The following is a 13,018-nucleotide window of genomic DNA, read 5'->3' as shown; positions in this document are numbered from 1 at the left end:
GATACCTTTTCCCAATCGGCCATACCGCCCTTGGTGGCAGTGCTCAATTGTTGCTAGCTCAACCCATCCACCCGCGCGCCATTTGATTTCATGGTAAACGTCACTCAAGCTCGAGGAGGTGCTGCTCGACAAGGGTGGAGATCCGCCGCCCCAAACGCCCGAGGCCCGCGAGCGGACCCAACGCACGCGCAAGCCCCTGCCCGAGCAGCTGCCGCGCGAGACGATCGATCACGCGCCTCCGCACGATCAGTGTCCGGACTGTGGCGGTATGCTTAAAGCCATCGGCGAGGATGTCGCCGAGCAACTCGAATACGTGCCGGCCAGCTTCCGGGTGATCCGTCATGTACGGCGCAAACTCAGCTGCGCCTGTTGCCAGACGCTGGCACAGGCGAGCGCACCATCGCGGCCCATCGCCCGTGGCCTCGCCGGCCCCGGTCTCCTGGCCCACGTGGTGGTGAGCAAATACAGCGATCGTTTACCCCTCTACCGGCAGGTGCAAATCCACGCGCGAAGCGGCGTGGAGATCGAGCGCTCGACCCTTACCGAGTGGGTCGGCGGCGTGACGCGTTTGCTGCGGCCGTTGGTGGACGCGTTGCGGCGCTACGTGATGGCCGGGGCCATGCTGCATGCCGACGACACGCCGGTGCCCGTGCTCGCACCGGGACGAGGCAAGACCGCGACGGGGCGCCTCTGGGCCTACGTACGTGACGAGCGGCCTAGTGGGAGCACGGCACCGGCCGCCGTATGGATGGCGTACACGCCGGATCGGCGGGGCGAACATCCGCAAAACCATTTGCAAGCGTTCGACGGCATCATCCACGCCGATGGCTTCGCGGGTTACGACAAGCTCTACGTCGACGGCACGCGCGTGCCGGCCGCGTGCTGGGCGCACGTGCGCCGCAAGTTCCACGACATTACGCAGTCGCATCCGTCCCCGACAGCGGGCGAGGCGGTGCGCCGGATCGCGGCACTTTACGCGATCGAAGCCGAGATACGCGGCCAGCCGCCGGACCAGCGCCTGGCCGCTCGCGTCGAGCGCACGCAACCCCTGCTGCATGATCTGCATGCCTGGCTGCAGGGCTTGCTGCCGGCCCTGTCGAGCAAGTCCGCGCTTGCCGGGGCGATCCAGTACACGTTGAAGCGCTGGGAGGCGCTGAACACGTTCGCTCGCGACGGCCGTGCCGAAATCGACAACAATGCGGTGGAACGCGCCCGGCGCGCGGTCGCGCTCGGACGTAAAAACTATCTGTTCGCAGGTTCGGACGCCGGCGGCCACCGGGCAGCGGCGATGTACAGCCTCATCGGCACGGCCAAACTCAACGGTCTGGACCCCGAGGCGTATCTGCGCGAGGTGCTCACACGCATCGCCGAGCATCTGGTTAACCAGATCGATGCGTTGCTGCCGTGGACGCTGATGGGTTCAACGCCCGCGTCATCGCGCCTCTGAAAATAGGTCCACGCTTACGAAAATAAGTGGGGACCTAATGGCGCCCCATCTCGCGCTTCATCGCGCCTGCACCCAGCCAATATCCATCACGCAAGATGCCTTGCCTGGACGTACATGGACGCCCCCGGTTTGCCAAGCTTTCAGTTCATGATGGTTTGAGAGAGAAGATTGCACCCGTACATCCGGACTTTGTTCGCGGGCGTAGCTCGCTGTCCCTGATGGGTTTTGCTGGTCAGCCCCACAATCGCTTACACGCACTCTAGGTGCCTCGTCCAGCGCGGGTTTTGCCAACCACGGTCTTACCTGTCTCTCCATCATTGCGTGATTACTTGTGCAATCGTTGGATCGTTCGCCTGTTAACCAGTCATAGAAAAATTTAGTCTTATACAGATGCGCGATCTGCTTTAAATATCGGATTAAAATCTCGGTTATGAACTAGCATTGCCCAGATAATTCTTGCGGTTTTATTGGCTAAGGCGACTGCCGCGACGTTTGCGTTACGTCGATTGATTAATTTAAATAACCATGCGTGAGTCTCGGCCCGCTGATTTGCCCGGTAGATCACAGAGCGTGCGCCATGAATAAGCAGCGTGCGCAAATAGGCGTCGCCACGTTTGCTCATGCCCAATAGGGTCGACTTACCGCCGCTTGAATTCTGTCGCGGAACAAGTCCTAGCCATGCTGCTAGCTGCCTTCCGTTTGTAAAATTCTTTGCGTCGCCGATCGTCGCTGTCATTGCACTTGCAGTGATGGGGCCGATACCAGGTATTCTCTCGAGCCTGCGGCTCATCTCGCTGTTTTTATGCCAGTCTTTGATCTGAGCTTCAAGTTCATCAACCTGTTTGTCCAGTAATTTAAGATGCTCCAGCAGTCGGTTAATTAATATTCGAAATACGCCCGTCAATGGCAACGTCGCGTCTTCGATAAGTTCAGGAACGCGCTTGGCTATGTACGCAATGCCCTGCGGGATGACAAGCCCAAATTCAGCCAGCAGTCCACGTATCTGATTAGCCTGTGCCGTGCGTGCCTTTACGAATCCTTGCCGTGCGCGATGTAACGCGAGCACAGATTGCTGTTCGATGTTCTTGATTGGGACGAATCGCATGGTCGGACGCGACACAGCCTCACAAATTGCCTCGGCATCGGCAACATCGTTTTTATTGCTCTTGACGTAGGGCTTAACGAATTGCGGAGCGATCAGCTTGACGTCATGCCCTAGCGCTTCAAGCTTACGAGCCCAATGGTGCGCCCCACCGCATGCTTCCATTCCTGTCAGGCATGGTGGCATATTGGAAAAAAAGACCACAACCTGATCGCGACGTAGCTGTTTGCGCAAAATCGGTTTGCCGTGTTCGTTAGCCCCGTGGACTTGAAAAACGTTCTTGGCCAGATCGATTCCGATAGTCGTGATTTGCATGATGGTCGCTCCTTGCGGGTCGAGAGGTGACGGACTCCGTTACTTTATACGCCGACACCCCGATGTGTGGTGGGGGCGTCCATCCCATTGCTTACGATTACCGCATGATAGGCGCAATTTCACGACGCGGACCGTCATCCGCGCGCGGGCGACTCCTCCGCTGGGATCGGTTGTCGAACAAGGAAAGTATTCAGGCAGGCGGCGGGTCCGGCACGCCAGGGGAACGGCGCTCACGGCGAAGACCTGCCGCCTTGCGCCGCAGACGCCGTACACGTCGTCCGAGACGGGTGCGAGGCCCTTCCGCGCGCAGTCCGGCACGGAGGAATGCCGGCTGTTGACCGCAGCGCGATACGGCGGACTTCAGGAAGCGGCGGGCGCCGAATGATACATATCGCTCAGAGTTTGCCGCATCGCGATCCGCGGGGGCAGCGATATCTCGGCGGCAAGGCGGCCGGGGTCGCCTTTCAGCACCGGAATTTCATTGGCCCGGACGAAAGCCGGATTCACCTCGACCTGAATGGGATAGCCGGCAATCTCTTCCATCATCGCGATGATGCTGCTCAGCGACATCGCCTCGCCGGAACAGATATTGATCACGCCGCTTTTGAAAGCGGAGGTCAGCAGGCGGGTATAGGCGCCAACCAGATCCCGGACATCGGAAAAATCGCGGCTTACGTCGATATTGCCGAGTTCGATCTTTTTCCTGCCGGCCACAAAGTGGCTGACGATCTTGGGGATGAGGAACTGCACTGCCTGCCCCGGTCCCGTGTAGTTGAAAGGCCGGGTGATGATGATCGGCAGCTTCTCGAAATACGTCGCCACGATGCATTCCATCGCCAGCTTGCTGCATGCGTAGTGGTTGACCGGCCGTGGCGTCACATCCTCGCTGATCGATTCGATGCCGGGGGTACCGTAGACATTCGCGCTGCTGGCGATCAGGACCTTCTCGATGTTCGGAACATGGCGCACCACGGCATTCAGGAGATGCTGGGTACCGAAGATGTTGACGTGATAGAACGCCTTCTGGTCGTCATGTCCGACAAACGCCAGCGCCGCCAGATGCACGACCACGTCCGGTTTGACGCGTGCGACGATCGCATTGATCGCGTCGGCATCGGTCAGGTCACACGCCACCATCTCGTCCGCCGCCGTTTCGCTACTGCCCAAGCCAACCACCACGTAGCCGGCCTCTTTCAGGGAGCGGACCATGTATTGCCCCGTGAACCCCGAAGCCCCAGTAACGAGAGCTGTCCGCATGTCTTACCTCAAAAAGAAAAACCTTGATTGTTTCGGCGGATATCAGCCTCGACCATCATTTTGCAAAGTTGCTCCAGACCCGTCGACGGCTCCCATCCCAACACGTTCTTGGCCTTTTCCGGGTTGCCGATCAGTAGTTCGACCTCTGCGGGACGGTAAAACTTGGGATTGATCGACACGATCTGCTTGCCGGTCTTCGTATCGACAGCAGTCTCGTTTTCCGCGCTTCCCTGCCAACCAAGCTCGATGTCGACCGCACTAGCCGCCAGCGTCACGAAATCGCGTACCGTTTCCGTGCGGTTGGTCGCCAGAACAAAGGTATCGGCGACCTCCGCCTGCAGCATGCGCCACATGCCCTCCACATATTCCTTCGCGAATCCCCAGTCGCGCTTGGCATCCAGATTGCCCAGTTCGAGCTTGTCGAGCTTGCCCAGCTTGATCTTGGCGATCGAGTCGGTAATTTTGCGAGTGACAAATTCCCGGCCACGCAGCGGCGACTCGTGATTAAACAGGATACCGCTCGTCCCGAAGATGTCGTACGACTCGCGATAATTGACGGTCATCCAGTGTGCATAGAGCTTTGCCACACCGTAGGGGCTGCGTGGGTAAAACGGCGTGCTCTCAACCTGCGGAATTTCCTGCACCTTGCCGAACATTTCCGACGTGGATGCCTGATAGAAACGGATCTTCGGATTGACGATGCGGATGGCTTCGAGCAAATGCAGGGGCCCCACGCCGGTGATTTCGGCCGTGGTGATTGGCTGATCGAAGGACACGCCAACGAAGCTTTGTGCCGCGAGATTGTAGATCTCGGTGGCTCCCGTGTTTTGCAATAAGCGGATGCTCGAGGAGAGATCCGTCAGATCATATTCGACAAGATGAAGATTGGCATCCTGGGTGATGCCCAGTTCGTCCATCCGCCAGAAATTCACGGAACTGGTGCGGCGGTACGTACCGTAAACCGTGTAGCCCTTGCCCAGAAGGAGCTGCGCTAGATAAGCGCCATCCTGTCCTGTGATGCCGGTAATGATCGCAGTTTTGCTCATCTCGTTGCCTGTTCGGTCGTTTTCAATACATTCATGTAAAAGCGCGCCTGCTCTTCCGCAAACTCGACGTCCTGCATGTCTTCCGCGGGGCCGCCCGGGTGCAGCGTGTCGTAAAGCAAGGTCTTCAGTTTCAGCTCTTCGATATTGCTGATCTCGAACAACTCGAGATTCTTACGCTTGTCAAATTTCACATAGTCGGAAAAAGCGAAGTTTCGAGAGACCAGCATTCTTTTCGATAACTCTGCAACCTCGCTGCAGATTGCCGATGCTTCCTGCCCCACTTCGCGGTAAGGCAGCCAGCTAAAATCGACCCCCGCGATGGCGCGATACAAATCGTCGTCGTCGACTGCCCCCAAGAAAGATACGCGATCAAGTACTTTGAGCTTGGCCGCGAGCTTCGTCAGCATCTGGATTTGAGACGTGTCGCCGCTTTTGATACTGGAGGGATGCAGTCCCGCGAATACCAGCAACTGATATTGCGCGGGAAGCCTGGCCAGGCACTCGATCGCGTAATCGAAACCCTTGTAGTTACCAAAGTAGCCGAATACCCCGACCGTAATATGTTCGTCCGGAATCGCGTATTTGGCGCGCAGGGCGGTCCGCGATCGCGTATGGTTGAACACGTCCCTGTCGACGCGCCGCGTATATGACAACGGATGACAATAAGCACGCTCGATCGAAAAAAGATGCTCCAGCAACTGCCGGGTAGTCTTTGTGTGAACGACGATCTTGGCTTTCTTTTCTTTGAGAAAGTTGAAAAGATCGATTTCCATGAGCACGTCGGCATTCTTCCTGCGCAGGTGCAGCCACTGCGTGATCGCTCGCTTGGGGCGCAGAAACTTCGCATAGGAAAAACGATCCTTCTGTGGCCGGCCCGCGCGATTCAAGACGGTATGAAACGTGATAGTGGTATTTGGATTGGCTGCAACCAGCTTCTTCACCCGCGTATTGGATTGATGCAAGGTGCTGGCGAAAAGACTGTACTCATGCTGGATCGATACAGCATCGAAACCTTTCAATTTGGCAACAATATGGGCAATAGCCTTGTCCGCCGACTCATCCGTCCCTCCGAACTCTTCTTTGAGTTCGTGTCGATTCAACGGGAAAACTGTGACCTCGGCGTACTGGGAAAGGTCGCGCTCCAGAATCTGGGCAAATCGTGCAATCCCACATTCGATCGCGTAAGTCGAAACAATTGCTATCTTCATACCGTGCCACTCACTAGGGAATCACTTACGATTACGCCTTTCTCGAGGCGTATGGTCCGGTTACATATGCTGTCGATGATCGACGGCATATGCGATGCGATAACGAGGATCGCCGCATGCGCAGTCATATCCTTGAGCTTCTCGTTTGCCTTTTGCTGGAACTCCGCATCTCCCACTGCCAGCCATTCATCCATCAACACGATATCCGCGGGCACGCAGGTGGATATCGCAAAACCCAGCCGCACCAGCATGCCGGAAGAATAGATCCGCGCGGGTAGTCGAAGGTAGTCGCCGAGTTCAGAAAACTCCGCGATCTCGTCACTCAGTTCCCGCATCTTCCGTGGCGTGTGTCCGAGCATCAGGCCGCGCAGCACGATATTCTCGTAGCCCGTAGCATCCATATCCATGCCCAATGTGATGTCGAGCAGTGACGTAATGCGTCCCTGAGTCAGCAGGCTGCCCGACGTCGGCTGATACACGCCCGCAAGCGCTTTGAGCAGCGTGCTCTTGCCGGAGCCATTGTGCCCGAGCAGACCTAGACGATCTCCGGATTTCAACTCGAACGAGATGTCGTCGAGCGCCTTGATCGTGACTTTCGCCTGCTTGCTCGAACCGAAACGCCCTCCCGTCACCAGGCTGAAGGCCTCGCGTTTAAGGGAGCGGTTCGAAACCTCGTTGATCGGGAATTCAATCGCGAGATTCTTGCTTTTTATAAAAGACATTTCAAAGCCAGTAGGCAATTTTCTTGTAGGTTCGCATCAGTATCACGATCGCGAACAACCATGCGACGGCGCCTATTGACGCGGTCACCACGAAACTACTCACTGGAAAATGGTCGGACAGCAGCGGATCCCTGACCATGCTGATCATGTAATAGAACGGGTTCCATGCCATGTATTTCAGCAGGCTCGGTACCTGCTCGACGCGCCACATCACCGGCGTCACGAAGAATAAAAGCTGCAGCAGCGCGGAAACCATAGGCAGGATGTCACGGTACCGCAGACAGCTTATCGCGAGCAGCATGCTCAGGGGGAAAAGCGTGAGTAGCAGGATTGCCATACCGAGAAACGAATAGATTATTCCCGATACATTGAGCGTCCCGAATAGATACAGAACCGGAAACAACACCACCCAGCTATGCAGGAATATCAGAAAATTCCGGTACAGAGACCGCATGATATGCGACGTGAACGGTATCCTTACCTGCTTGATGACGTTCTCCACGCTGATCAGCGAGTTTGCCGCCTCGTTAAGGGCAGTCGTAATGAACGTCCAGATGATCAAGCCGGCGGCGAGATATGGGAAATAACCATTCAGACTTATCTTGAACAGCCGTGAATACACCTGGGACAAGGCCGTGACGAAGATCGCCGTGCTGATCGTAATCCAGAACGGACCAACAATGGACCGACGATAGCGCTGCTTGATATCCTGATATGCGTAGTGCAGCCATAGATATCGATGATTGGTAAACGCCTGCAATTCGAATCGCAGGTTTGAAAAATGATTCATGAATCCATCCAGTTCTAGTGACGGCCATCCCTATCCGACCGTCAGGGTGCCGAAAACAGACGGCGCCATCTTTCCTCAAGCCACCCTGTGCCACCGCTTTGTCAGTACAAAAACTGGTTGCTTCTGGATTTGAGTCGATTTTGAGGCAAAGGCGAAAGGGTGAAAACACCCCTTGTTCGGCCCGTAAGACGCCGTTACGTCATCCACGCTTGCTGCGTCTGCCTCCCCAGCGATCATGTTGCGCAAGGCGTTGTCTTCCTTCCAGCATGTGCCAGTCGATCGCGACGCCAGTATAAATGCGTCGTTCCCCCTTGTCACGGCCGGTTCGGGCTCGGGCAACGCAGTTCCAACAACCCGTGGACGACCATTGAATCGGTCCGGCCACACAAGACGAGCTTGTAAGTTGCCGCAATATCTACCGGAGTCCCCCGAATTCCCTCAATTCGCCAAATACGGCGAATGCAGCAGCACGGGAGGCAACGCCGCCGCACCGCTGATCTTCTCGAAGGCGTACCGCAAATATACCCCGCCGAACCACTGGCTATAGTCGCGCGCGTTGTCGGTGCCGGCGCTGCCGCCGAAGAACATCTGCGGAGCGAACTGGTATTCGGCGCTGGCCTGCAGGCTGTAGCCCAGCCCGGTCCTGCTCTGGCCCGGGTAGAACGACGTGCTGCCCGTCGCGTAATCATCCGATGCGTTTTCGCGAAAGTGCTGGATACCAAGTGAACCCTTCACCTGGTAACTGAATTTGCCGTTGCGATCCGTCCAGGACACCGGCATGTTGAGGCTGACGTATTGCTGCGGACTGAAATAGCCGCCCTGGCCGTAGGTGAAATACCGCAGATTCTTGTCGTAACTGAACCAAGTGACGTTGACGCCCGCGCTCAGCTCGCGGTCGGTTTGCTTTAGCAACCGCGTGTAGAAACCGCCACCCGCCTCCACGCGCGTATTGTTCTCGACATTGTTTCCCGCCAGGAACCCATAGGACCCATAGCCGTAGACGCCGTTGGTGCCGTCATCGTGCGTGAGGTCGGCGCGTGCGCCGGAGGACGTCACTCCCCCCCAGGTCTTCCCCGTGCTGCCGTCGCGCACGCCGGCGTAAGACAGCAAACTGTCCGTGACGGCGCGTCGCGATATGTCAAGCACGTACGTTGTCTGGTCGTTCAGACTGCCGCGATAGTTGACGCCACCGACGATATTCGTTTCCCGAAAACCGACGGGGGTGCTGCCCACATCGGCGCGCAACCGGTCCGTTTCGTAACCGCCGGAAATGCCGGCGCCGGACGCGTTCTGGGTGGTGGTCGCGATACTGGTGCCGGCGTCGAGCGTGACGGGCGTGACGCGCACGACGAGCTGGCCGTTGCCGGCCTGCACCCGGCCCTCGAGCGGCGCTTCGATATCCGTGAGCGACGACGTGCCGGATTCGCCGCCCCGATTGTGGATGCTGACGCCGGCGGCCACAGTGCTGGCGGTCTGCTGGTTGATCTGGTCGAGCTCCTGCTGAACCGTCAGCGGACCGCTCGGTACGCTCCCTGACGCCCCGGCCGGATTCCACTGCGGCGCGGGGCCGGATGCTTGCATGGGGGCTGGCTGCGCCGGAGCGTATTGCTGCGCCGGAGCGTACTGCTGCGCCGGAGCATATTGCTGCGCAGGGGCGTATTGCTGCGCCGAAGCATATTGCTGCGCCGGGGCGTATTGCTGGACCGGCTGCGGCTGGCCGGGCTGCGTCGCATATTGCGGCAGCGGTGGCGGTTGCACGTATGCGGAGGCATAGGCCGGCCGTGCGACGCGGCGGGCAACCTTGCGCACAGTGTGGTGCGGTGCCGGGGGCAGGCAGACGAGCGGCGGTACGGCGGTGACGGGGCCGCCCGTTGCCGAACTGGTACCACCGTCCGCGCCACTGCTGTCGCAGTTGCCATCGGTGACGCTCGTTTGCACATAAGCAGGATCCGCAGGCCAAGGCGCATAGCCACCCGCCGGTCGCACTGCCTGCTGCGGCTGTTGATATACCTGAACCGGCTGCGGCACCGCGTAGCCATAACCGGTGCCGCTCGCAGTCGTTCCGTTATAGTCGGCGCCCGCACTGTCCTCGCCCGTCATCCGGACTTCGGCGACGCTGTTCGATACCGGTGCCAGTCCGCCCTGCGTCACGGGGAGCGTCGTCGGCATGGCGGCCGGCGCCGCGCCGGCCGGGACCTGCTGCGAATATGGCGCGGGGGCATTGCTCGGAAGATAGGGCATGGTCTGCGACGAGGACGGTGGCAACGGCGGCCGCATGGCGGGCGACGACGGATAGGCCTGCGTAGGATAAGGATAGCTGCCCTGGAACGACGGAGACGTCCCGGTACCGGGCGCCCCCACATTGGGCGTCCCAAGACCGGGCGTCCCAAGACCCGGCGTCCCCGACGGCCCGCCGGTCCCGCTGAACTGCCCGGCCGTCGGTGCGCCGCCGAAGCTCGCGCCCGGCACCGCCGGCCCGTTCGCCGGCGCCGCGGCGTCGATCACCTTGCGGCCGATGAAGGGGTTGGCCGGCATCCGGTCGTTCGCGTATTGCTCGATGCCGGCCGCCCCGCCCTGCGCGCCGCCGGTCGTGCCGTTGCCGCCCACCGCGGCGCTTTCCGCCGCGAGCGCCTGCCGGAAATACGCGGCGGCCTTGCCGTTCTTGCCCTCGGCGCGGTAGATCCGCCCGGCGGCGGCGAGCACGCGCGCGTCGGCGGGCGCCTGCTGCAGCGCCGAACCGATCGCTTCCTCGGCGAAATCGAAATTGCGCGCCTGTGCGGCGGTACCGGCGGCCGCCATCGTCAAATCGAGGTCATCGGGCCGCGCCTTGTGCGCGGCAACATAGAGGCGCAGGGCCTGATCGTATTCGCCGGTGGCGGCATACATGCGCGCGAGCGCCGCCTGCAGATCGGGGTTGTCCGGGTCGGCCGCGATGGCGGGCGCGATCGCCTCGTACGCGTTCGCGAGATCGCCGCCCAGACGCAAGGCGTCCGCCTGACGGATCGCCAGGGCCCGCTGCAATTGTCCGAAATCGGCACGCTGCGCGTCGGTGAGCGCCATGCCCTGAATCTGCCGCAATACGCCGACCAGCTCGGCATCCTGCCCGGTGCGCAACAGGATGCCGGCGTATTGCATGCGCACTCCCGCATCCGGCTGCGCGCTTTGCGCCATCACCTGCCGGATCAGGCCGATGGCGCGGTTGTCGTCGTGGGTCTCGGCGAAGGCGGCCGCGACCACGCCCAGCAGTTCCGGATCGGTGCCGGCGACGGTCTGCGCCTGTTCGAGCAAGGCATGCGCGGCACCCGCCTGGCCTCGCTGCGCCAGCGCGCCCGCGCGCGCGACATTCGCATGCACCCATGCACGGCGCTGCAGGGCGGCCATGTCGCGCGTGCGTTTCTGCGGCGCGATGCGGTCGAGCATCTGCAGGGCGTGATCCCAGTCGCTCAGTTCGGCATACAGAAGCGCGGACGCGTACAGCGCATCGGGCATGTCGGGGTTCGAGGCGACCAGGCCGTCCATGACGCTGCGCGCGTTCGCCTGCGCGCCGAGCTTGTGATAGACGCGCGCCAGGTCGAGCCTGATCCACGGGCTCTGAGGATCGTTCAGCAGGGCGTTTTCGAGGTCGGCGCGGGCGGTGGCGAGGTCGCCGTGCTGCTCGGCGGCCCGCGCGCTGGTCTGTTGCTGCTGCGCGCGCAACGCACCCAGGCCGCCGATGCGCTGCCGCTCCTGCTCGCTCAGGCGGCCGGCGAACGCCAGGGCCTCGGACGCCTGGCCCTGTTGGGACAGGGCGCCGACGACGCCGCGGATCGCGTCGGGATTGTCGGCCTGGCGGCGCAGCACCATCCGGTACGCCGCCTCGGCACCCTTCGGATCGCGGGCGGCCAGCAGCACGTCGCCGAGCGCATTCTGCGCCGTGATGTCGTTCGGGTCGACGCGGATCGCGCGCTCCAGCAGATCGCGCGCCCGACCCATGTCGCCGGCCTGACGGGCAGTGCTCGCGCCGTTGACCAGCGCCCAGTACGTCGCGCTGGACAAGGCGGAGCGCCAGCGCTCGGGGTTGGGTCCGCGCGATGCCCGGTCGAGCAGTTGCTGGGCCTCGGCGAATTTCTCCTGCTTGAGGCGCAGCACGCCCATGCCGCCAAGTGCGTCGGTGTCGTTCGGACGATCGGCGAGCACGCCGGTGAAACGCGCGGTGGCGGTGTCGAGGTCACCGTTTTGCAGGGCGGCGAAGCCCGCCGCGACCACGCGACCGCGCGCGGCGGCCGCCGCATTGCCGGCCGCCGCCGTGCTGTTCGCCCGCGCCGCCTGTTCCTGGTTCTGTTCCCGCTGCACGATCGCGTCGAAGCGGGCCTTGACGGCGGCGTCGTCCGGCGTGGCCTGCAAATAGGCCTGGTATGCCGGGGCGTCGGAGGCGCGCGCGCTCAGCCAGATCAGCGCCTGGCGCCAGCTCGCCTTCGCCGCCGCGCCCACGTCCGCGCGGGGGGACAACCGCGCGAGCTGGCGGATGCCCTCGCGGCGCGTGGCCTCGCGGTAGGTCAGGTGCTGCGCGAGCGCCAGCGATACGCGCGCGTCGTCCGGGCGGTCGTGCGCGAGTTTTTCGAGACCGCGCCGCGCTTCGTCCCAGCCCTCGGCGGTGCCGCCCAGGGTCTGCAGGTATTCGAGCGTCACCTGCGGCGTGGCGACGGCAGTCTTGCCGTCGAGCGCTTCCCGGTAGCGCTGCGTGGCCTGCGCGGGCTGGCCCGATTGCGCGAGTTGCCGCGCTTCGCCCAGCTTGATCTCCTGGGGGGTCGGCGGCGCGGGTGGCGCGCCCTGTCCGAGCCGGGTGGCCAGGGTGCCGATCAGGGCCGAGCCCGGCGCCGCCCGGCGCAGTTTGTCGAGATAACCCTGCGCGAGATCGGCATGGCCGCGGTCGGCTTCGACCAGACCCATCCCATACAGACCTTCGGCCTGGTTGGGGTTCAATTGCAGCAATTTCTGCCAGGCCTGCGCGGCCAGATCGCCACGCCGGTTGGCCTGCCAGTAATTGCCTTGATCGATCAGCAGTTTCGCCGCATCGGCGGACTGGCCGGGTGCGCTGCCCACGCCGCCGGCGGCGAATGCGGTTGCGGGCACGGTTGCAGGCACCGTTGCA

At 61.4% G+C, this 13,018-nt stretch carries 7 protein-coding genes and 1 pseudogene; 1 reads left to right on the top strand and 7 read right to left on the bottom strand.

The window, feature by feature from the left end:
- Window positions 1–103 precede the first annotated feature (103 nt).
- A pseudogene (gene tnpC, locus OVY01_RS09980) lies at window positions 104–1,447 on the top strand (IS66 family transposase); the annotation flags it as partial.
- Between the two features lie 382 nt (window positions 1,448–1,829).
- Here tnpC and OVY01_RS09975 read toward each other — a convergent pair.
- The 7 genes from OVY01_RS09975 to OVY01_RS09945 form a co-directional block, all read right to left on the bottom strand.
- Window positions 1,830–2,864 (bottom strand): IS110 family RNA-guided transposase, encoded by a 1,035-nt coding sequence (locus OVY01_RS09975; RefSeq protein ID WP_267847289.1) that lies wholly within the window; start codon window positions 2,862–2,864, stop codon window positions 1,830–1,832.
- 360 nt (window positions 2,865–3,224) lie between these two features.
- Entirely contained in the window at window positions 3,225–4,121 is an 897-nt protein-coding gene (locus tag OVY01_RS09970) for an NAD-dependent epimerase/dehydratase family protein (RefSeq protein WP_267847288.1), read from the bottom strand.
- 8 nt (window positions 4,122–4,129) lie between these two features.
- Window positions 4,130–5,167 carry a GDP-mannose 4,6-dehydratase gene (gene gmd, locus OVY01_RS09965; protein WP_267847287.1) on the bottom strand — a complete coding sequence of 346 codons (1,038 nt, stop codon included), beginning with the start codon at window positions 5,165–5,167 and terminating at the stop codon, window positions 4,130–4,132.
- Window positions 5,164–6,375 (bottom strand): glycosyltransferase, encoded by a 1,212-nt coding sequence (locus OVY01_RS09960; RefSeq protein ID WP_267847286.1) that lies wholly within the window; start codon window positions 6,373–6,375, stop codon window positions 5,164–5,166. Before OVY01_RS09960 ends, gmd begins: the two co-directional genes overlap by 4 nt.
- Entirely contained in the window at window positions 6,372–7,097 is a 726-nt protein-coding gene (locus tag OVY01_RS09955; protein WP_267847285.1) for an ABC transporter ATP-binding protein, read from the bottom strand. Before OVY01_RS09955 ends, OVY01_RS09960 begins: the two co-directional genes overlap by 4 nt.
- A gap of 1 nt (window position 7,098) precedes the next feature.
- Window positions 7,099–7,887 carry an ABC transporter permease gene (locus tag OVY01_RS09950; RefSeq protein ID WP_267847284.1) on the bottom strand — a complete coding sequence of 263 codons (789 nt, stop codon included), beginning with the start codon at window positions 7,885–7,887 and terminating at the stop codon, window positions 7,099–7,101.
- A gap of 438 nt (window positions 7,888–8,325) precedes the next feature.
- Entirely contained in the window at window positions 8,326–12,999 is a 4,674-nt protein-coding gene (locus OVY01_RS09945) for a cellulose synthase subunit BcsC-related outer membrane protein (protein ID WP_267847283.1), read from the bottom strand.
- Window positions 13,000–13,018: the final 19 nt, after the last annotated feature.

The organism is Robbsia betulipollinis, from assembly GCF_026624755.1.
GTDB lineage: Bacteria > Pseudomonadota > Gammaproteobacteria > Burkholderiales > Burkholderiaceae > Robbsia > Robbsia betulipollinis.
Note: the sequence above shows the minus strand (reverse complement) of the source record. Positions and strands in the feature narration are given on the sequence as shown.